This window comes from Vibrio sp. 10N.286.52.C3 (assembly GCF_041468865.1).
GTDB classification, from domain to species: Bacteria; Pseudomonadota; Gammaproteobacteria; order Enterobacterales; family Vibrionaceae; genus Vibrio; species Vibrio crassostreae_C.
The window spans coordinates 150,911-171,817 of record NZ_JBFRJM010000001.1 but is presented as its reverse complement, the minus strand read 5'-3'; the positions used below and the strand labels follow the sequence as shown (position 1 = coordinate 171,817).

Sequence of the window (20,907 nt, the reverse complement as noted above, 5' to 3'; positions counted from 1 at the left end):
ATAAAGAAAATTAGTTATTTAAGAAGAATGGGCGACCGTAGCTCAAAGAGTTATCTGAACTGCTATCACCAATAGCGCCGGAATCAGATCCGATATTGGTACCAAAGCCAACAATACCGAAGTTCACACTGAAGTTGTTTTCGTATTCAGGTGTGGTATTCGGGTCACTAATGTTATTTGTCAAACGGTTACTATAGGTAAAGCCGATGTACCAACAATCCGATCTATAGTTTAAACGAGCTAACCACTCTAGATCTTCTTGTGTGGTTAAGTCATAGAAATATTGAGCACTGGTGCTCCATTTCGGTGAAATTTGGTAGGAACCAAGTAAACCCGCTTGCGAAATACCATCTCTTGTTATGGATGATACGTCAAAATCTACAGTTTCATTTATGTACTCTTCTGTTACATAGCGGTAGTTGGTTTGTATGTAACCGCCTGCGAAGCGATATTCTAATGTGCTGTTTGCAAGTTGCATTGCAGTAGTATCGATATCGTATTGCACGCCACCATGGTAGAACAGGTAGTCATCATAGTTGAAATCCATTTCAATAGCCCAAGACGAGTAATTAGTTTTTTTGCCTGAATCGTCGTTGTCTAAAGTCTGTTTTGTATCTTTGTCGATATAAAAAATTTGACCGAAAGAGATATTGAGGCGCTCTTTATACTCATCATCGAAGAAACGAGATGATGCACCATAACTAATTTGATTCGCAGATGCGATACGATCAACACCGCTATATTTACGGCTTCTAAATAGACCATAGTAATCGGTCTGCAGTAGTGTCGTATCGTAAAGACCAATGTCACTTTGATCTTCTTCTGGTACGTAAAGATACTGAACTTGAGGTTCGAGTGTTTGAGTGTAATTGCCCACAATTTTTGTATCACGTTCAAGAACGATACCTGCGTGGCTTCTAAACTCTGGAATAACTCGGCTTACCGATTCTTCTAAGCCTTCATAATCAGAACCCGCACCTGTATCAACGCCATCAAGGTCTTGTTGATAGTAAGTACCAAGTAGTCGAGCTTCTGTTGTCCAAGTACCCCAAGTATTGCCTACAGGAATGGTAATGCCAGGTTCCACGTGAATACGGTTCGCAGATGGTTTACCTGCAGCGTCGGTATCAAATATTGAGACATGACTGATCATGTCGAAATCTAAATACTCCATCACTTCAGGAGCATAGTAATTGTACTCTAGCTGTGGCATTAGGCGGTAAGGTAGGTTATTGCTTGTAGTCAGAACTTGGAAATCTCGAACAAGTACCGATGCATCCCAGTTTTGGGAACGGTATGTCGCTCGGCCTTCCTGAAGTAGTTGGCCATCTTCACGGTTACCAATACCAGAACTTAGATCGGTAAAGTAATCAATATCACTGACTTTTGAATAGTCGACTTCAAACAACCACGATTGCTGGAATATCCCTGAATGTTGGAGTTGAGCACCCCAACGGTCACCTTTTTCTGAGTATTTTTTGTCATCCGGCAAATATTCAGACTCGATACTACCTGAGCCAAAATCGCTCAAGTAACGGAATTTACTATTAAGTTGAGTGCCACGTTCTTGCATGTACTTGAAGGTGGTTTCCAAGTCGTAGTTTGGTGCTAAGTTCCAATAAACTGGGATTTCAGCTTCAAAACCATCGCTTGAACCATACGAAACTGTTGGGTACAAGAAACCGGTTTTACGTGTATCACCCACCGGTACTGTTAAGTAAGGTAAGTAAAAGACGGGAACACTTTGGATTTCAAAACGTGGATTATAAAAAGTGGCTTGTTCTTCGTCTTGGTCGACACTGATGCTCGATGCTCTTAGACGCCAAGCATTATCGCCGATAGGGCAAGAGGTAATGGAGCCATCTTCAATCTCATAAACCGCTTTACCTGTTTTTGCTATATAAACAGCATCTCCGCGACCGGGCTCGCAAAGGAATTCGTAATCGGTGTTCTCAAGCGTCATTTCATCTGTAGTCAGATTATTGGTCGCTCTGTCTGAGATAGATTTGATTTGACCATCACTAAAGTTTACGTTGCCTTCAGCTACAACGATATTTTCTTGTTGGTGCAGGGTTACGTTATCTGCAAGGATGGTCTTGTTCCCTTGCGTAACGACTACGTCACCTGAGTATATTGCCTTGTCACCATTGATAGCTTCTAAGCGATCTGACTCAACATGAGCGGGTAGCTGTGTCTCGTTTTCTGCAGCGGGCTCGATCAAGCATTGATCTATAGAGGGCATTTCCTGCACACTACTATCGGTGATTGTTTCAGCTTGAGTTGTCGACACGTATAACGCCGTACTTATAGACGCGGCTAACAAGGTGCGGGAAAAAGATTGCATGAAGTTGAACTATCCTGTGTCACTAGATGAAGGGTTGATCTAGTATCAATCCAATTAATAAAGCATTTTCCTTATGATAAAGGAAATAATAGCATTCAGCATCATCAGACAGCATTACTCAGATAAAATTCATAGATAGAGAACACATAATGCAAATATTTGGCAAAATTTTGGGCGCGTTTTTTGGCTTTTTATTTGGAGGGCCACTCGGTTTAGTTTTTGGTCTGTTTTTAGGACACCAATTCGATAAAGCTCGCGGATTGAACCAATCAGGCTTCAATAGCTCTGGTTTTGGTCGAGGTCCAAGCCAAGCAGAAAGACAGAACGAGTTTTTTAAATCCGCTTTTGCGGTTATGGGGCACGTTGCTAAAGCGAAAGGGCAGGTAACGCCAGAAGAGATTCAACTCGCTTCTACCATGATGGAGCGTATGAACCTGCATGGCGAACAGCGTAAAGCAGCGCAAGATGCATTCCGTGACGGCAAAGAGAGCGACTTCCCTCTGAACGACGTACTTGAGCGAGTTAAAATCTCATCGGGTGGTCGTTTTGATCTTCTGCAGTTCTTTCTAGAGCTTCAGGTATCTGCCGCATTTGCGGATGGAAGTTTGCACCCGAGTGAACGTCAAGTTCTGCATAAAATAGCGCAAGGGCTTGGGTTTTCGGCAGCACAACTAGAACGCCGCTTGCAGATGCAAGAAGCTGCGTTCCGTTTCCAACAGCAAGGTGGAAGCTTTGGTGGCCATCAGGGTCATGGGCAATCATCAGGTTGGCAACAGGCTTCGCAACAGAACCAACTTGGCGACGCATATAAGGTTCTTGGTGTGAGTGAAAGTGCTGACGGTAAAGAGGTGAAGAAAGCCTACCGCAAGCTGATGAATGAACATCACCCAGATAAACTGATGGCGAAGGGCTTACCGCCTGAGATGATGAATGTTGCGAAAGAGAAATCGCAAGAAATTCAGAATGCTTATGACCTGATAAAGAAAGTAAAAGGTTTTAAGTAATTGAACACTAAACCGAGTAATAACAAAGTTACTCGGTTTTTTATTAAAGGGAATTATATGACGGTAACGTATCAGGATGTTCTAGAGTTTTGGTTCGATGAGTTGACGCCTAAAGATTGGTTTACTGGCGGCGCCGAGATTGACACTTTGATAGAGTCTCGATTTTCTGAATTGCATAAAGCAGCCATTCAAGGCGAGCTATTTGAGTGGCGCCAAACTGCGCAAGGACGATTGGCTGAGATTATCGTACTTGATCAGTTTTCTCGAAATATTGGTAGAAAAAGTCCGACAGCATTTTCTGCTGATCCGATGGCGTTGGCTCTAGCCCAAGAGGCGGTAGCGGGTGGTTTTGATCACCAGCTTAACGAGCAACAGAAAAGCTTCCTGTATATGCCTTATATGCACAGTGAATCTTTGTTAGTCCATGAACAAGCCGTGGAACTCTTTTCTCAAACGGGATTAGAGCATAATCTGGACTTTGAGTTTAAGCACAAGGTTATCATTGAGCGATTTGGTCGCTATCCGCACCGTAATGAGGTGTTAGGGCGAGCTTCGACTCCCGAAGAGATTGAGTTCTTGCAGCAACCGAGCTCAAGCTTTTAATTGTAGAAATACGGTCAAAGAATTGAGAAGAGGCTAGAGGTTAATAAAAACCTCTAGCCTCTTTTTTACTTTAGTGATCAACTTTAGCCTTAGAGCTAGTTTGCTTGGTTGAGCGACCAATCGTATTCATAACTGATGTTTTGAGTATTGGTTACTGCTTCAATTCGATATTGTTCTAAGTGCTGAATAAGCTGTTTCTTCGTACCAAAATCCACAGCAAACCATTCGTAAATCGATGATAGTTGAAGCTTATTGTTTGTAACCATCACGCCTTTGTCACTGCTTACAAACTCAGTTGCAGCTTGCTCTAGCAAGGCTTCAGTATTTTTAGAGGTAAAAGCGTCAGGTTGTAAGTTAGGGCAACCTAGGCTGGCACAGTTCACTGCATAATGCGTGCGAGGATCTTGCCAAATTGGTCTTAGGATTCGGTGTTCAATGTCATTGAGTGTCAGTGATTTCCCATTAACGACTACCACATCATCTCCCCACGGACCGAAACTAAATAGTCCGCCAAGTTTAGTTATGGATTTGATCGGGTAGGCATCAAGAATCAAATCGACAGTCACGGCGTTATATAGATTAACCCAGTAGGCATACTGCTCCGCTTTTGAATAGTTGAGCGGATTCACCTGTTCGAGTTGCTTGATGTATTGCTTAAGTTTGGTCTTATCGGCAGTGTTCACCGCTTTATAGCTAACTAACGTATTTTGCCCCTGTTTAACCAAGTAGCTATCGAGGAATTGCTGCCAATCTTGATGAGATACCTGTTCTAGGTTGGTTTCGTCGCTTTGCTTCCAGTATGGCCAAAGATCGGATTTAGGCGCAGACCAAGCTAAGGTTGAGAAAAGTAGGCTGACAATAAAAAGTAGTTGTTTCATGGCATTCTCCTGATGACTGACTACTAAGACCTTAAGGCTTACCATTTTCTTTCATTGCTCTTCATTTAAATAAACATATGAAGTTAAGTTAAAAGCTTAGCCAAATAAAAAAGGTTGGCACTTGGCCAACCTTTAGATTTATTCAGAAACGTCTCATTATTTTAGGAAGCTAGGAATCTTAGCTTCAAACTCTGAGATCTTATCGGCATGTTGAAGTGTAAGGCCGATATTATCTAAACCATTCAGTAAGCAGTGACGACGGAACTCATCAATTTCAAACGAGTACTCTTTGCCGTTCGCGCTGACTTTCATTGCTTCTAGATCAACCGTAATTTCTGCACCTTCATTCGCTTCAACGAATTGGAATAGCTCATCCACTTCTTGCTCAGTCAATCGAACTGGCACCATTTGGTTGTTGATCGAGTTACCGTAGAAAATGTCGGCAAAGCTTGGTGCGATCATTACTTGGATACCGTAATCGGCAAGCGCCCACGGTGCGTGTTCACGAGATGAACCACAACCGAAGTTTTCACGAGCTAAAAGAATTGAAGCGCCTTGGTAGCGAGCTTCGTTCATTACAAAATCAGGGTTTGGCTGTTGGCCTGCATCGTCTAGGAAGCGCCAATCGTGGAACAAGTGCTTACCAAAACCGATGCGGTTTACTTTCTGTAGAAACTGCTTTGGAATGATCGCATCAGTATCGATGTTGGCCGTATCTAGAGGAACGACTAATCCGGTGTGTTGTTGAAAACCTGACATGTTAAATCCTCTAATTAAAGTTCACGAATATCGACAAAGTGACCAGCGATAGCCGCTGCGGCTGCCATTGCTGGGCTAACTAGGTGCGTACGACCATCACGGCCTTGGCGACCTTCAAAGTTACGGTTTGATGTAGAAGCACAGCGCTCTTGTGGACCTAGACGGTCGTTGTTCATCGCAAGACACATAGAGCAACCCGGTAAACGCCATTCAAAGCCTGCTTCGATGAAGATCTTATCTAGGCCTTCAGCCTCAGCTTGTGCTTTAACTTGCTCTGAACCCGGAACGATAAGCGCTTGAACATGTTTCGCTACTTGACGGCCTTTCGCTACCGCTGCTGCTGCACGCATGTCTTCGATACGAGAGTTAGTACAAGAACCCACGAACACTTTATCTACGTTGTAATCAGATAGAGATTTACCGGCTTCAAGACCCATGTAAGCCAGCGCTTTTTCAGCTGATGCTTTTTCTACAGGGTCTGCGAAGCTTTCTGGTGCAGGGATTGGTGTGTCTACTGAGATAACCTGACCTGGGTTGGTACCCCAAGTGACTTGTGGTTTGATGTCTGCCGCTTCTAATGTAACAACTGCATCGAATTCTGCATCAGCATCGGTTTTTAACGTATCCCAGTATTCGATTGCTGCTTCTAGGTCTTCGCCTTCTGGAGAGAACTTACGACCTTTGATGTACTCGTATGTCGTTGCATCTGGAGCGATTAAGCCTGCTTTAGCGCCAAGCTCGATTGCCATGTTACATACTGTCATACGACCTTCCATCGTAAGGTCGGTAATTGCCTCACCACAGAATTCAACTACGTAGCCAGTACCGCCAGCAGCCGTTGTTTTACCGATGATCGCTAGCACGATGTCTTTTGCAGTGATGCCAGGAGTAACCTTGCCTTTTACTTCGATCTTCATGGTTTTAGCGCGAGCTTGTTTTAGCGTTTGCGTAGCTAGAACGTGCTCCACTTCTGAAGTGCCGATACCGAATGCTAGTGAACCAAATGCACCGTGTGTAGCCGTGTGCGAGTCACCACATACGATGGTCATGCCCGGCAGAGTAATACCTAGCTCAGGGCCCATTACGTGCACAATACCTTGGTATTTGTGGTTTAGGTCGTAAAGCGTGACACCAAACTCTTCACAGTTCTTCGATAGCGTTTCCATTTGGATACGAGCCATCTCACCAGAAGCGTTGATGTCTTTAGTTTGTGTCGATACGTTGTGATCCATGGTCGCGAAGGTTTTGCCTACTTGGCGAACTTTACGACCTTTTTCACGCAGGCCATCAAAGGCTTGTGGCGACGTTACTTCGTGGACTAAGTGGCGATCGATATAAAGAATTGGCGTTTCGCCCTTCGCTGCAACTGCAACGTGAGCGTCATAAACTTTTTCGTATAAGGTTTTTGCTTGCTGGTTTGTCGACATAGCTTTCTTCCTTGGGAGCATCAGTCCCAGTGTTTGTTTCGAGCCAAGTCATGCGGTTTAAGCAGACTTGGCTTGATATTATTCTTATGTACTTGCTTCTAATCTAAGCATCTCGCTTATGAAGCTAAGATGTACTCAGCGATCTTGTCACCCATTTCTGAGGTAGTCAGTGCTTCGTTCTTACCTGCAAGGTCTGCCGTTAGCTCGCCTGCAGAAAGTGCTTTCGATACCGCTGCTTCGATGTCTTGTGCTGCTGCTTCTTCGCCTAGGCTGTAACGAAGCATTAGTGCTGCAGAAAGAATTTGCGCGACTGGGTTTGCAATGTTCTTACCTGCGATATCTGGTGCGCTGCCACCTGCTGGTTCATATAGGCCGAAGTTGCTTTCGTTTAAGCTTGCAGAAGGAAGCATACCCATCGAACCTGTGATCATTGCACACTCATCAGAGATGATGTCACCAAAGATGTTTGAACATAGCATTACGTCAAACTGAGATGGATCTTTGATTAGCTGCATGGTCGCGTTGTCGATGTACATATGGTTTAGCGTGACATCTGGGTAATCTTTTGCGATCTCTTCAACGACTTCACGCCATAGGATAGAGCTCTGTAGAACGTTCGCTTTATCGATTGAGTAAACGTTTTTGTTACGTAGGCGTGCCGATTCAAACGCAATCTTTGCAATACGTTCGATTTCGTAGCGGTGGTAAACCTCTGTATCAAAAGCTTTTTCAGTTGCGCCTTCGCCTTCACGGCCTTTAGGTTGGCCGAAGTAGATACCGCCTGTTAGCTCACGGACTACCACGATGTCGAAACCGTTACCTGAGATGTCAGCACGTAAAGGAGAGAAAGACTCTAGACCTTTATGGATTTGAGCTGGACGTAGGTTACAGAACAGTTGGAAGTGTTTACGTAGAGGAAGTAGGGCACCACGCTCTGGTTGGTCGTTCGGTGGAAGGTGTTCCCATTTAGGACCGCCAACAGAACCAAAAAGTACTGCGTCAGATTCTTCACAGCCAGTGACTGTTGCTTCTGGAAGTGGACAGCCGTGGTTATCAATTGCAATACCACCAACATCATACTCTTCGCGAGAAAAGCTAATCGCGTGCTTCTTTTCGATCGCGTCTAGCACTTTATGTGCTTGTTGCATTACTTCTGGGCCAATGCCATCACCAGGTAGTACGGCAATTTTGTATGATTTATCAGTCATGTTAATCCTTTAATTCTTTGTTACTGAGCTATTTAGCTCGTTTTAAATTTTGTCCCTAAAGCCAATAACATCGGCTCTAGGGCTCTGTTATTGGGTGTTTAAACTGTTGCGATTCTTTGCTGTTTCATTTCAGCAATGGTGTCTGCGCGTTGAATGCTATTAATAACGTGCAGTAGCGCCTGACCAGAGGCCTCAACGATATCCGTTGAAACGCCTGTACCGTGGTACTTGCGGCCTTTGTAGTTCGCAATAATATCAGCTTGGCCTAAGCCATCTTCGCCTTCACCTTTCGCGGTAAGGTCGAATTTATCCAATGCAATTTCGTAACCCGTTAAGCGGTAGATACATTGGTATAAAGCATCAACCGGGCCGTTACCGACAGCCGCTTCGCATTTCTCTTCATCACCACATTGCAGCTTGATGCTGGTGGTAGACATAACACTACCAGATTGTACGCTTAGGTAGTTAAGTTTATAGAAGTCATCTTCGTCACGTAGATTTGCGAAGTGCATTAGTGCTTCTAGGTCGTAATCGAATACTTGGCCTTTACGGTCAGCCAGTTTCAAAAAGTCTTCGTACAATGAATCTAGGTTGTACTCATTGTCTTTGTAGCCCATTGCGTCCATGTGGCTCTTAACGGCTGCACGACCACTGCGACTTGTTAGGTTCAATGCCTTGTTTTTCAAGCCAATAGACTCAGGAGTCATGATCTCGTAAGTGTTCTTGTTCTTTAGCATGCCATCTTGGTGAATACCTGAAGAGTGGCTGAACGCGTTTGCACCGACGATAGCTTTGTTGTCTTGAATTGGCATATGGCAAAGCTGGCTAACCAATTTACTGGTACGGTGAATCTCTTTGTGGTCCAAACCGGTATGAACACCTAATAGCTCTTGACGAGTTTTGATGATCATTGCGATTTCTTCTAAAGAACAGTTACCCGCACGCTCACCAATACCATTGATTGTGCCTTCAATTTGTCGAGCACCTGCTTGAACGGCAGCAATTGAGTTAGCAACCGACATGCCTAAGTCATCGTGACAGTGAACAGAGATGATCGCTTGGTCGATGTTGGGTACGCGATCAAATAGCGTTTGGATAATGCCACCAAACTCATTCGGTACTGTGTAGCCTACGGTGTCTGGAATGTTGATGGTTTTTGCGCCCGCGTTAATCGCGGCTTCAACCATACGACATAGGTTGTCGATAGGTGTACGACCGGCATCTTCACAAGAGAACTCAACATCGTCAGTGTAGTTGCGCGCATGCTTTACCGCTTTCACTGCCATCTCGACAACATCGTCGTAGCTGCGGCGTAATTTATCTTGCACGTGAACCGTCGATGTAGAAATGAAGGTATGAATACGGAACTGCTCAGCCACTTTTAGCGCTTCTGCAGCGGCATCGATATCTTTTGCAACTGCACGAGAAAGCGCACAGATACGGCTATCTTTAATATTTTTTGCGATGGTTTGTACTGATTCGAAATCGCCTGGCGATGACACAGGGAAACCCGCTTCAATAACATCTACACCCAGTCGTTCAAGTGCATAAGCGATCTGTAATTTCTCTTTTACCGTAAGGCTTGCTGCCAACGCTTGCTCGCCGTCACGTAAAGTCGTATCAAAAATTATCACTTGATCGTTCATGGGTGCTTCCTTATATCGATATTGTATCGATTGCTATCCAAATTATTATTGAGAATGATGTTCTTTTAAAAGTGCCAGTTACAAAAAAACCCGCTCAGCGCGGGTTTTAATATTTGTGTAGTTCTTGACCCACAACTTACCCGCGCGATTGGTTCACGATAAGGAGAAGTTTCAGCAGTCGAGAAGAAGAAAAAATCATTACACAAATATCCGTAAATAAACTGTTAACACCATATTTACCGCAATTTATTCTGAGCGTCAAACAAGAAAATCCAATATCAGCGTGCTTTGGCGGTGTTTTTTTTTGGTTTGTGCTGCTTGCGTGTTGTTTGCTGGTGTTATCAGCTGATTGAGTGTTTTGTACTGGGCGGTTAGTTTATCGTTTGGCTGATGTGTAGGTTAAAACTTTGTAGTAAATCTTTTTGATGGAACGATTCACCAATAAAATTAAAAGGGTGGCTAAATTAATTAATCATTTGATTAAATAGTGAGTAATTAATCTTCTACAACCATGTCGATTTATCCCTATAATTAATCGTGTGATTAATTATAGGGATAGGTCTCAGTGATGGCAGCGCGTAAAGCAGGGCGACCTCAACAGAATCTAGATGTACGGCAGTTACTCATTGAGCACGCTCGAGATCTGTTCGTGGTTCAACCGTACGACAAGGTATCGACTCGCTTAGTTGCTGAGCGAGCGGGTGTGAATATTGCGATGATTCGCTATTACTTTGGCAGTAAAGCCGGATTGTTTGAGGCGATGCTGCGTGAAACATTACGCCCTATGCAATTACAAATGCAGAGACTCGTTGATGAAAGCAGTCATGAGAACTTTCTTGATTTAATGCGGACTTACTACAAAGAGATGGTCAAAGTGCCGAAGTTTCCTCGCTTGATAGCCCAAGTGATGAATATGCCTCCCTCTGAAGTGCAAAGAGAGTTGCTCGAAAAGGTTTTCCTCGATGTTGCAAAGCCAGCCCAAGATGTCATTTTTGAAAAGTTGGTTGAACAAGGCATCTTAAAACAGAACATGGATCCAAAATTGTGCCGTATTTCGTATGTAAGCTTGATGGTGTTTCCTTTCATCGCTCCGCCGCCTTTATTGGCAATTCATGGGATTGAGATTAATGAAGAATTTCTTAATCGTTTAATCGAACACAACATTCAATTGATGACTGAAGGCTTTATTAACGCACCGAGCCCTTCTTCCGTGCAGGACCAAAGATAATGAAAATAAATAAAAAACTACTCTTCTTTCCAGCACTTGCGGTTGGTGTTATTGGCCTTGTCGCCGCGATTAACTTGAAGCCGGATCTTCCAACCAAACCTGCGGGTGATAGGGCTCGCTTAGTTGATACTGTGAGCCTAGAACAACAACTGATAGCGCCGTTAGCGGTCGGCTTTGGCAAAGTAGTGCCTAAAGTTGAATGGAAAGCGATTGCTGAGGTGACAGGACAGATCGTGTATCGACATCCAGATCTTGAAAAAGGCCAGGTGATCCCTGCAGGAACGGTCGTGCTCAAGGTTGATCCATTGGATTACGAATTGAAACTGATACAAGCAGAGGCGGATCTAAAATCAAGCCAAACCTCATTAGCGAAATTGAATCAAGAAGAAGACAACCTTAATCAGACTCTTAAGATCGAAAAGAATCGTTTGGTGATCAGCAATAAAGAGCTACAACGTAAACAGGATCTGCGTAAGAAAGGGCTCACCTCTCAATCGGATGTCGACCTGCAACAACAAAGCGCATTGTCTCAGCAGAAGTTGGTATTAGATATCGCGAACCAAATCGCGTTGATGCCAGATGAAAAGCGTGTTGCGGAAGCGGTGATTAAGGTCAACGTGTCTAAGGTAAAAGAGGCGCAGCGCTCTCTCGATAAGACCACCATCACTTTGCCAAGAGCGATGCGAATTGCTCAGGTTGATATCGAACAAAATCAAGTAGTAAACCTTCAGCAGGAGATGTTTATTGCTCACGGGATTAATGTCATGGAAGTAGAGGCGCAACTTTCTATTCACGATATGCAAACTTTAGCCTCCAGCTTTAACCAATTTCCTCGCGATGCTGCAGGAATCCCTAATCCTTATGAAGCGCCAATCAAAGCAAGCATTCAACTTAACAGCGGCAACCTGAACCTCAGTTGGCCAGCGAAGGTGGCAAGAATCAGCGAAACAGTTGATGAAAACCAAGCGACGGCGGGGATTATTCTCGAGATCGCTCAAGATTACTCACAATTGCAACCAGACAGCGCGACGCCTTTGGTTAACGGTATGTTTGTCAAAGCTGAGATTGAGGGTGTCGCCAATCTAAGTTGGGTGGTTCCAGAGCGAGCACTGCATGGTGATAAGGTTTACCTGATGGATGACAACCAGCGTTTGCAAGTGGTCAATGTTGAAGTGCTTTATCGCAGAGACAATCAAGTGGTTGTGAGTGGAGAGCTACAAACTGGAGATAAACTGGTTCTCAATGATGTCCTGCCAGCAATAGAAGGCATGTTACTGAGAGAGTCCAACTCTGAAGAGGCTGAGCTTGAATCAGATACTCAGGAGAGTGCGTCATGATCAAGTTTTTCTCTCGGCACCCAACAGCAGCAAACTTGTTGATGCTTGGGTTGTTGATCTTGGGTATAAGCTCACTATCAACCATCAAACGTGAAACCTTCCCCGCTTACGATCCGCCTTACATTATGGCTGCGATTGTTTATCCCGGCGCCTCTCCACAAGAAGTAGAAGAGAGCTTGTGTGTGCGAATGGAAGATGCAGTAGACGGCTTAGCCAACATTGAAGAAACTCAGTGTGAAGCCATCGAAGGCAGCGCTCGTTTAATTCTAAAGTTAAATGAAAAAGCGGACATCGGCCGAATGCTGGTGGATGTGCAAACCCAGATCAACTCGATCAATGATTTCCCAACTGAGATTGAATCGCCTGTTGTTCAAGAGCTAGATTGGAATGAACCGGTTGTCGATATCGCTATAACAGCCGAAACGTCGTGGCCGGAACTTAAGGCCTACGCGGAAGATCTTAAGCGCACCATGAAGCTTGATTACGATGTCTCTTTGGTCGAGGTTAGCGGCTTCTCGGATCATCAATATCGAGTGGAACTGGATACCCAAGCTATTCGTCAGCTGGGTTTGAGCGTCGGTGATATTGCGGATCAGATTGGCCGTCAAAATGTAAAACTGCCGAGTGGTAACGTTGAAACACCAGACAAAAACTTTCTGATTCGTTTCGACGAGAGACGAATTACGCCTGTTGAACTGGAAAGCATCGTGGTTGGATCTGCGCCTAATGGCTCGGTGATTCGTTTGAGAGACATAGCCAAAATAACCGACCGCTTTGAGCTTGATGAGCAAAAGGTGCTATTTGATGGCAAGCCTTCAGCGCTGCTTAAGATCAGTAAGAACAAAGAAGACGATGCGCTGCGAATCAAAGAGAACGTAACACGATTCGTTGAAGATCAAAGCGCGATTGCTCCTGATGGCGTGACACTACAAATGACCAACGATCTCTCATCTGTGCTTTGGGATCGTCTAACCATGATGGTGAGCAATGGCTGGCAAGGTATTGTGCTGGTGTTCGCCACCATGTGGCTGTTCTTCAGCTTACGTTATTCATTTTGGGTGGCGGCAGGGTTGCCAGTGGCCTTCCTTGGTGGCTTGTTCTTAATGGCCAACCTTGGTTTGTCGATCAACATTATGTCGCTGGTCGGGTTGTTAATGGCAATCGGTATTATGATGGATGACGCCATCGTGATAGCCGAATCGATAGCCTCCCACTTAGATAGGGGACAAAGCGTCGATGATGCGGTGTACAACGGCGTTAAGAAAGTGCTTCCCGGAGTACTGTCTTCTTTCTTAACCACTGTGTGTATTTTCGGTAGCTTACTGTTTCTTGATGGCGAGATGGGCGCTGTGCTTAAGGCCGTTCCTCAAGTATTGATTTTGGTGCTGTCGTTGAGCTTGATTGAAGCCTTCCTGATTCTACCTAATCACCTATCTCATTCATTACACAAAGAAAAAAATGACAAGCCAGCGCTGCGCTTTAAAGTGGTGTTGCTTGAGAAGTTTGAGAACTTCCGTAATACCACTTTGATGAACATGGTTGAGAAAGTCGTGACCTTCCGCTACGCCTTTATGGGCGGAGTGATTACGCTGTTGTTGCTTTCAGTCGCCTTGATTGCTGGTGGTGTTGTTAAGTTTCAACCTTTCCCTGAGTTGGATGGCGATATTGCCGAGGCGCGTATTATTCTTCCGCCGGGCGCATCACTGTCTCAAACCGAGAAAGTGGTCGACAAAATTGTCGCGTCTGCTGAGCGTTTGAACAAGCAATGGAGCGAAGAGGTTGAAGAAGGCAATACACTGGTCGAGCACATAACTAGCCAATTCAATGCTAACGCCGATGCCAATGAATCCGGCCCGCACTTAGCCACAGTGCGCTTAGATTTACGCGGAGCAGAGAGTCGTAATACGGTTATCGATGATTTCATTGATGCGTGGCGAGAGGATATTGGCGATTTAGCGGATCCTATTTCATTGGTGTTCAAGCAACCGACTATGGGGCCGGGCGGTCGTGCTATTGAAATCCGCGCCAAACACGATGACCTGAGCGCATTGAAATCCGCTTCTTTGGATATTCAGGAGTACCTTAATCAGTTTGATGGGGTGCATGGCGTGCTTGATGACATGCGCATGGGTAAAGAAGAGATCTTGGTGAAGCTGCGCCCTGGAGCCGAAACCTACAATGTGAATGGGCAGATGATCGCTTCCCAATTACGTGCGGCTTTCTTTGGTCAGACAGCGGATGAGATTCAAATCGGTGTTGAGAATATCTCGATTGAAGTTCGTCTTGATAAAGAACAAGCGGGTGATTTACAGCAGCTGGCTAACTTCCCAATCATCACTGCAGACGGCAGTCAGATTCCATTAGCAACATTGGCAACGTTAGATTTTCAGCGTAACTATGTTCGAATCCAACGTATCGATGGGTTGAGAACCATCAGTATCTTTGGTGATATTGATAATAAGAAAGCGAGTTCATCCGCGATTTTGGCTCAGTTCCAAAAAGATGAAGCCGCCAAACTTATTCAGAAGTACCCGGGTTTACGCTTTGATTTCGAAGGGGAGGCCAAGGATGCAGCCAAGACTGGCGCTTCGATGGGCAAAGGATTCTTGCTCGGCTTATTCGGCGTGTTTGCGATTCTTAGCTATCAGTTCAGAAGCTATTTAGAGCCTGTGGTCGTGATGTTAGCGATTCCACTCGCTTTTATTGGGGTGGTCGTTGGTCACTGGATACTTGGCCATTCTTTGAGTATGCCAAGCATGATGGGCTTTGTGTCGCTTGCCGGAATTGTGGTTAATGATTCCATCTTGTTGGTGCAGTACATTCGTCACCATGTCGATGAGGGAGATAGCGTGCATGACTCGGTGGTGAAAGCCAGTCGCGAGCGTTTCCGAGCGGTATTCTTGACCTCAATGACGACTGCGGCAGGTTTGCTACCGCTGTTGACGGAAACCAGCTTACAGGCTCAGGTTATCCAGCCACTGGTTATTTCGATCGTATTCGGCATATTTGCCTCGACCTTATTAGTATTGTTTATGATCCCAGCGGCCTACGCGATATTGGCGGATTTCGGTTTGGTGAAAAAGCACGAGCCATTAGCCCTATAACTTTTAGTGCTATAGCCTTTAGCGCTATTATCATTAGCGAGCACTATTATCATTAGCGAACGCTATAACCATTAACACGATAGAAGTAGCGTTTGCTTGCTTATATAAAGAAGTAAAAACATAGAAGAATAAAGCGGCCTTGGGTCGCTTTATTTTTATCGACAGTTTCTAGGCCTCATCAGCTTGCTTAGCGAAAGCGGTCAATTCGCCTCAAAATTCATTTTAGTTCATTCAAAACGTCACTTAACTGTCATTTCAGGAGCATAACTTGAGCCTTAACTGAATAAGGATTGTTAAGGAGATCGTATGCGTACTATCGAACCTATTGTCCGCTGGGATGTGGCATTTTCTGTTTTCTGTTTAAACAACCGCTATGGCGGGCAACATGCAACGCTCAGTAAAGCGGTGTCTCATACTGGAGATGGACACCTTTATGTTTTGATTGCCTTGATTGCACTGCTGGTCGATAGCAACACCGGTCGAGACTTTCTTTTGGTGGGCTTAACCGCCTTCGCAATCGAACTGCCTATTTACTGGTTTGCTAAAAATACCCTCAAGCGCCGTCGACCAGCTGAATTCTCTTCACTACTTCACTCTCATATTGTGCCATCCGATAAATACAGTCTGCCTTCAGGGCATTCCGCTGCTGCTTTTGTTATGGCGACCCTAATCGGGCATTTCTATCCGAGCTTGTACCTCTTTAGCTTGGTGTGGGCAACTGCGATTGCAGGCTCTCGAATCCTGCTCGGTGTGCACTTTTTAACGGACGTACTGATTGGCGCAGCCTTGGGCATCGCTTGTACCAGCCTCGCTATCAGCTTCATCCTGTAATTATTTTGTTGGCAACCACTGCCGAGCTTAAGTGGTAAATTTAAAGGAACATGCATGAAAATTTTATATGGCGTACAAGGCACAGGAAATGGGCACATCGCTCGAGCGAGAGCAATGGCCGTCGCTTTTCGTCAGCAAAATATTGATGTCGATTTTCTGTTCTCTGGGCGAGATGAGAGCAAATACTTTTCGATGGAAGCGTTTGGCAACTATCAGACCCGCAGCGGCTTAACTTTTTACAGCGAGCAGGGGCAGGTTAAATACGGCAAAACATTCATGAAGAACAACATCTGGCGATTTCTCCGTGAGATTAACCAGATCGATCTTACGCCTTATGACTTAGTGATTAATGATTTTGAGCCTGTCACTGCATGGGCGGCTAAGAGACAAGGTGTGCCATGCATTGGGATAAGCCACCAGAATGCGTTTCGTTATGATGTACCCAAAGAAGGGGGCAACTGGATTGAACATTCAGTGATTCAACATTTCGCCCCAACCGAGCACTCTATTGGCTTGCACTGGTATCACTTTGAACAGCCGATTTTGCCGCCTATCGTTCACACGCTGGTTGGTGAGCAACAAACCAAAACAGCACAAGACTTTACGTTGGTCTATTTGCCATTTGAGGATCTTGAGTCGATCTCAGAGCTGCTGATGAAGTTCATTTCGCAAAACTTTGTCTGTTACCACCCGGATGTGATTGAGCATAGCCGAGTTGAAAATATTGAGTTCAAACCACTGAGTCATGCGGGCTTTCAATTCGACCTCAATCAGTGCTCTGGTGTGGTCGCAAATGGCGGCTTTGAATTGCCATCTGAAGCCCTAACTTTGGGGAAGAAATTGCTTCTCAAACCACTCGAAGGACAGTTCGAACAACAGAGCAATGTGGCGACGCTAGAGGCCCTTGGGTTAGCTCAAACCATGACGTTTTTAGATGCGGCTATCTTGCGCGCTTGGCTCAGTGAAAAACAGGCCGAAGTGGTCACCTATCCAGACGTGGCAAGTGCACTCGTTGAGTGGGTATTAGCAGGGAATTGGTCTAATCAAGATGATTTAAGAAAGCAACTTTGGGACAAGGTCGACTTTCCAAGTTATGCATCGCTCACCTAACTCATAAGTGCTATTTCTGAATTGACCGGTTGAACAATTCACGAGTTCAATAAATTGTAACAAATGTAACCAAACGATAGAACAGCTAAATAAGTCGAAATTAAACTCATAAGTGACGCATTTTATGTTTTTTTATAACTCTATAAATAATTGATTTTTAGATGTTGTTTAATCATTAAGGTAAAATAAAATTATTCTTTATCAATCTTGTTGGTAGCTCGAGATGCATTGGTTAATAGTAATGTCAATCCGAAAAACATCGGTCTGATAAATATAAGAATTAGTGGTTATCTATTCTCATACCATTACCAATTTAACGCTGTCGAACCGACAAGAGGCAACTTGAATGTTAGATAAGAAAGACGCAATGAGTGCTATTGCAAGCTACAGAATGGAAAGCACACTTCGTGGAGTCGACTTAAATCTTTTGACTGTATTTGATGCAGTTATGCAAGAGCAAAACATTACACGTGCAGCTCACAATCTGGGTATGTCTCAGCCTGCTGTAAGTAACGCTGTTGCTCGTCTAAAAGTGATGTTTAACGACGAACTATTCATGCGTCAAGGTCGTGGTATTCAACCGACTCAACGTGCTCGTCAGTTGTTTGGTCCAATCCGCCAAGCGCTACAGTTAGTACGCAACGAACTACCAAGTTCTGTGTTCTCTCCAGAGTCGTCTTCTCGCCTGTTCAAACTAGCGATTTGCAGCCCTTGTGATATGCGTTTTGCTCCTAAGATTATGTCGACAATCAACGAGCAAGCACCTAGCGTGAAACTGCACATGGATGCTGAATTCGATCGTCAACTTTCTGAGCGTATGCGCTACCAAGAAATCGACTTCGTTATTGATTACGCTCGTTTTGATGAGCAAGGCTTCTCAAGCACTGAAATCTTCCAAGACGAATTAGTTGTGGTTGCTTCTGCTTCTCACCCACGTATCAACGGTGAAGTTTCTGCGGCAGAGCTGCTTAACGAAAAGCACGCAAAACTGTCTCGCATCCATGGTCAACGTAGCTTCTCTGAGCAAGCTTACCGTGACCTAGATTGCACGCCTTTCTACGAAGGTACGAGCTTAAGCAACGTTCTTTACGTTGTAGGCCAATCTGAACTAGTAACAATTGCTCCTCGTTGGATGGTAGAACATGCAGCAAACAAAGAGCAGCTTCAGATTCTAGATTTCCCATTCGATAATGCGGCGATTTCTGGCTTCCTAAGCTGGCACGAATCAAGTGAAAAGGACAAAGGACACATTTGGTTACGAGATCAGTTAATGATGATCTGTGGCGAAGTAGTGGCACTTAACTAGACACTAATCCCTATGTTTTATAAGCCCTAAGCTAGGAGTCTGGCTTGGGGCTTTTTTGTACCTGCTATTTTTGTTGATAGAAAACTTAGCGTGAGACGTACTATTACTTATAACTTTGAGCTTCATCAGTTGCCTTTTCCATGATCAGAGGTACACTTGTGCGCTCAAAAAAGCTTACAGGTGTAAGCCAAAGGTAAAGAGATGGCCAATTTAGATTTTCATATCGTAAAAAGACTTCGTGACCAAATTGCCCAAGGCGGCAACCGTACAGCTTTGAAGCACAAAGTAGACAATGTATGGCAAGGTATTAGCTGGGAGCAGTTTGGACAACAAATCGATACGCTTTCATTAGCACTATTGGCTCAGGGACTGAGAGTTCAAGATAAGATCGGTATCTATTCAAATAATATGCCTCAATGGACCGTGGCAGATTTTGCATCTTTACAAGCTCGTCTTGTGACTGTGCCGATTTATCCAACCAACACAGCAGCACAGTCGTCTTACATCATCCAAAATGCGGATGTGAAGATCTTATTCGTTGGTGAGCAAGTTCAATTTGACGCGGCGGTGAGCCTATTCGAAGAGTGCGAACAGCTAGAAGTGGTTGTCGCGATGTCTGATGATATCGATCTTCAAGGCCATAGCTTTGCGGTATCTTGGGCTGATTTCATGGCGCGCGGCGTTGAAGCACAACAAGCTGAACTTGACGTGCGTCTTGCTGATGCAAGCATGGACGACCTGCTGACTCTTATCTATACCTCTGGTACCACAGGTCAGCCAAAAGGCGTAATGCTTGATTACACCAACATTGGCTACCAGTTAGAAGGCCACGATGAGCGCCTTAGCCTGAGTAAAGACGATGTCTCATTGTGTTTCCTACCGTTATCACACGTATTTGAGCGTGCTTGGACGTTCTACGTTCTTTATAAAGGCGCAACCAACTGCTACCTGCAAGATACGATGCAAGTGCGTGATGCGCTAAGTGATGTGAAACCTACTGTAATGTGTGCGGTTCCACGCTTCTACGAGAAGATCTTCTCTGCGATTCACGAGAAGGTATCTAAAGCACCATTTATTCGTAAAGTGCTATTTACTTGGGCGGTGAACATGGGAGCAAAGCTTTCAGTTTGTCACCAAGAAGGTCGTACTCCATCGTTGATGCTGAAGAAGAGCCATGCGCTAGCTGATAAGCTTGTGCTATCTAAACTGCGCGCTCTACTCGGCGGTAACATCAACTTCATGCCATGTGGTGGCGCGAAGCTTGATGAGACGATTGGTCGTTTCTTCCATGCTATCGGCATCAACGTAAAACTTGGCTACGGCATGACAGAAACCACGGCAACAGTATCTTGTTGGGATGATCGCTGTTTTAACCCTGATTCGATTGGTATGTCGATGCCGGGCGCAGAAGTAAAAATTGGTGCTAAGGACGAGATTCTTGTTCGCGGTCCAATGGTGATGCGTGGCTACTACAAGATGCCAGAAGAGACAGCTAAGACATTCGATGAGCACGGTTTCTTGAAAACCGGTGATGCGGGTCATTTTGATGAAAATGGTAACCTGTTCATTACTGATCGTATCAAAGAGCTGATGAAAACTTCTGGTGGTAAGTATATTGCCCCGCAAGTGGTTGAAGGTGCGATTGGTAAAGATCACTTTATCGAACAGATTGCTGTTATCGCTGATACACGCAAATTCGTTTCTGCGCTGATTGTTCCTTGTTATGACTCGCTAGAAGAGTACGCCAAAGAGCTTAATATCAAGTATCACGATCGCGTTGAACTGGTTAAGCACCACCAAATCGTCGAGATGCTAGAAAAGCGTGTGAATGACCTACAGCAAGAACTGGCTAAGTTTGAGCAAGTGAAGAAATTCAAACTGCTACCAAAAGCATTTTCTATGGATGATGGTGAACTGACACCAACTCAAAAATTGCGTCGTAAAGTTATCAACGATAAGTATCAAGACGAAATCGAAGAAATGTACAACGAAAAGCCTAAAGATAAGTAGTTTTCTGCTTAGATAAATTTTCAGTTGTTTAAAAATCCCCCTACGAATGTGATTGCATTTTTAGGGGGATTTTTTGTATCTAATGACACAGCACAATGTGCGAAAGCGCACA

At 44.6% G+C, this 20,907-nt stretch carries 15 protein-coding genes; 9 read left to right on the top strand and 6 right to left on the bottom strand.

Features of this window, described 5'->3' with window-relative positions; all coding sequences use genetic code 11:
• Positions 1–10 precede the first annotated feature (10 nt).
• Positions 11–2,344: an LPS assembly protein LptD gene (lptD, locus tag AB4138_RS00690; RefSeq protein WP_372112559.1), complete on the bottom strand. Its 2,334-nt coding sequence runs from the start codon at positions 2,342–2,344 to the stop codon at positions 11–13.
• Positions 2,345–2,493: 149 nt separating this feature from the next.
• On the opposite strand from lptD, the gene djlA reads away from it, so the two are divergent.
• Positions 2,494–3,348 carry a co-chaperone DjlA gene (gene djlA, locus AB4138_RS00685; protein WP_017061385.1) on the top strand — a complete coding sequence of 285 codons (855 nt, stop codon included), beginning with the start codon at positions 2,494–2,496 and terminating at the stop codon, positions 3,346–3,348.
• Between the two features lie 57 nt (positions 3,349–3,405).
• A complete protein-coding gene (locus tag AB4138_RS00680) occupies positions 3,406–3,951 on the top strand; it encodes a DUF924 family protein (protein ID WP_017066942.1) in 546 nt (181 codons plus the stop codon).
• Positions 3,952–4,046: 95 nt separating this feature from the next.
• Here AB4138_RS00680 and AB4138_RS00675 read toward each other — a convergent pair whose 3' ends face one another.
• From AB4138_RS00675 to leuA, 5 genes are all read right to left on the bottom strand, one after another.
• Positions 4,047–4,829: a DUF547 domain-containing protein gene (locus AB4138_RS00675; protein ID WP_017061387.1), complete on the bottom strand. Its 783-nt coding sequence runs from the start codon at positions 4,827–4,829 to the stop codon at positions 4,047–4,049.
• 156 nt (positions 4,830–4,985) lie between these two features.
• Positions 4,986–5,588 (bottom strand): 3-isopropylmalate dehydratase small subunit, encoded by a 603-nt coding sequence (leuD, locus tag AB4138_RS00670; RefSeq protein WP_017062937.1) that lies wholly within the window; start codon positions 5,586–5,588, stop codon positions 4,986–4,988.
• 14 nt (positions 5,589–5,602) lie between these two features.
• Positions 5,603–7,015, bottom strand: a complete 1,413-nt coding sequence (gene leuC / locus AB4138_RS00665) for a 3-isopropylmalate dehydratase large subunit (protein ID WP_108167343.1) — start codon at positions 7,013–7,015, stop codon at positions 5,603–5,605.
• 116 nt (positions 7,016–7,131) lie between these two features.
• Positions 7,132–8,223 (bottom strand): 3-isopropylmalate dehydrogenase, encoded by a 1,092-nt coding sequence (leuB, locus tag AB4138_RS00660; RefSeq protein WP_102393667.1) that lies wholly within the window; start codon positions 8,221–8,223, stop codon positions 7,132–7,134.
• A 98-nt stretch (positions 8,224–8,321) separates the two neighbouring features.
• Positions 8,322–9,869 carry a 2-isopropylmalate synthase gene (gene leuA / locus AB4138_RS00655; protein ID WP_048614879.1) on the bottom strand — a complete coding sequence of 516 codons (1,548 nt, stop codon included), beginning with the start codon at positions 9,867–9,869 and terminating at the stop codon, positions 8,322–8,324.
• Between the two features lie 568 nt (positions 9,870–10,437).
• Between leuA and AB4138_RS00650 the strand changes: the two genes are divergently transcribed.
• The 7 genes from AB4138_RS00650 to AB4138_RS00620 all read left to right on the top strand — a co-directional run bounded on the left by AB4138_RS00650 (position 10,438) and on the right by AB4138_RS00620 (position 20,795).
• The gene (locus tag AB4138_RS00650; RefSeq protein WP_017062933.1) at positions 10,438–11,097 is read left to right on the top strand and encodes a TetR/AcrR family transcriptional regulator; all 660 of its coding nucleotides are present in this window, start codon (positions 10,438–10,440) and stop codon (positions 11,095–11,097) included.
• Positions 11,097–12,434, top strand: a complete 1,338-nt coding sequence (locus AB4138_RS00645; RefSeq protein ID WP_050053092.1) for an efflux RND transporter periplasmic adaptor subunit — start codon at positions 11,097–11,099, stop codon at positions 12,432–12,434. The genes AB4138_RS00650 and AB4138_RS00645 overlap by 1 nt, the downstream gene beginning before the upstream one ends.
• The gene (locus AB4138_RS00640; protein WP_372304660.1) at positions 12,431–15,538 is read left to right on the top strand and encodes an efflux RND transporter permease subunit; all 3,108 of its coding nucleotides are present in this window, start codon (positions 12,431–12,433) and stop codon (positions 15,536–15,538) included. Before AB4138_RS00645 ends, AB4138_RS00640 begins: the two co-directional genes overlap by 4 nt.
• A gap of 306 nt (positions 15,539–15,844) precedes the next feature.
• On the top strand, positions 15,845–16,369 hold the full coding sequence (locus AB4138_RS00635; RefSeq protein WP_017062930.1) for a phosphatase PAP2 family protein: 525 nt from the start codon (positions 15,845–15,847) through the stop codon (positions 16,367–16,369).
• 54 nt (positions 16,370–16,423) lie between these two features.
• The gene (locus AB4138_RS00630; RefSeq protein WP_017068817.1) at positions 16,424–17,479 is read left to right on the top strand and encodes an MJ1255/VC2487 family glycosyltransferase; all 1,056 of its coding nucleotides are present in this window, start codon (positions 16,424–16,426) and stop codon (positions 17,477–17,479) included.
• Between the two features lie 346 nt (positions 17,480–17,825).
• Complete coding sequence (leuO, locus tag AB4138_RS00625) at positions 17,826–18,785, top strand: transcriptional regulator LeuO (protein WP_017061397.1); 960 nt, start codon at positions 17,826–17,828, stop codon at positions 18,783–18,785.
• A gap of 201 nt (positions 18,786–18,986) precedes the next feature.
• Positions 18,987–20,795 carry a long-chain fatty acid--CoA ligase gene (locus tag AB4138_RS00620; RefSeq protein ID WP_136973936.1) on the top strand — a complete coding sequence of 603 codons (1,809 nt, stop codon included), beginning with the start codon at positions 18,987–18,989 and terminating at the stop codon, positions 20,793–20,795.
• Positions 20,796–20,907: the final 112 nt, after the last annotated feature.

Bases quoted from the DNA above. Each gene is read 5' to 3' on its own strand.
- lptD (WP_372112559.1), bottom strand. From the start codon at position 2,344: ATGCAATCTTTTTCCCGCACCTTGTTAGCCGCGTCTATAAGTACGGCG.
- djlA (WP_017061385.1), top strand. From the start codon at position 2,494: ATGCAAATATTTGGCAAAATTTTGGGCGCGTTTTTTGGCTTTTTATTT.
- AB4138_RS00680 (WP_017066942.1), top strand. From the start codon at position 3,406: ATGACGGTAACGTATCAGGATGTTCTAGAGTTTTGGTTCGATGAGTTG.
- AB4138_RS00675 (WP_017061387.1), bottom strand. From the start codon at position 4,829: ATGAAACAACTACTTTTTATTGTCAGCCTACTTTTCTCAACCTTAGCT.
- leuD (WP_017062937.1), bottom strand. From the start codon at position 5,588: ATGTCAGGTTTTCAACAACACACCGGATTAGTCGTTCCTCTAGATACG.
- leuC (WP_108167343.1), bottom strand. From the start codon at position 7,015: ATGTCGACAAACCAGCAAGCAAAAACCTTATACGAAAAAGTTTATGAC.
- leuB (WP_102393667.1), bottom strand. From the start codon at position 8,223: ATGACTGATAAATCATACAAAATTGCCGTACTACCTGGTGATGGCATT.
- leuA (WP_048614879.1), bottom strand. From the start codon at position 9,869: ATGAACGATCAAGTGATAATTTTTGATACGACTTTACGTGACGGCGAG.
- AB4138_RS00650 (WP_017062933.1), top strand. From the start codon at position 10,438: ATGGCAGCGCGTAAAGCAGGGCGACCTCAACAGAATCTAGATGTACGG.
- AB4138_RS00645 (WP_050053092.1), top strand. From the start codon at position 11,097: ATGAAAATAAATAAAAAACTACTCTTCTTTCCAGCACTTGCGGTTGGT.
- AB4138_RS00640 (WP_372304660.1), top strand. From the start codon at position 12,431: ATGATCAAGTTTTTCTCTCGGCACCCAACAGCAGCAAACTTGTTGATG.
- AB4138_RS00635 (WP_017062930.1), top strand. From the start codon at position 15,845: ATGCGTACTATCGAACCTATTGTCCGCTGGGATGTGGCATTTTCTGTT.
- AB4138_RS00630 (WP_017068817.1), top strand. From the start codon at position 16,424: ATGAAAATTTTATATGGCGTACAAGGCACAGGAAATGGGCACATCGCT.
- leuO (WP_017061397.1), top strand. From the start codon at position 17,826: ATGTTAGATAAGAAAGACGCAATGAGTGCTATTGCAAGCTACAGAATG.
- AB4138_RS00620 (WP_136973936.1), top strand. From the start codon at position 18,987: ATGGCCAATTTAGATTTTCATATCGTAAAAAGACTTCGTGACCAAATT.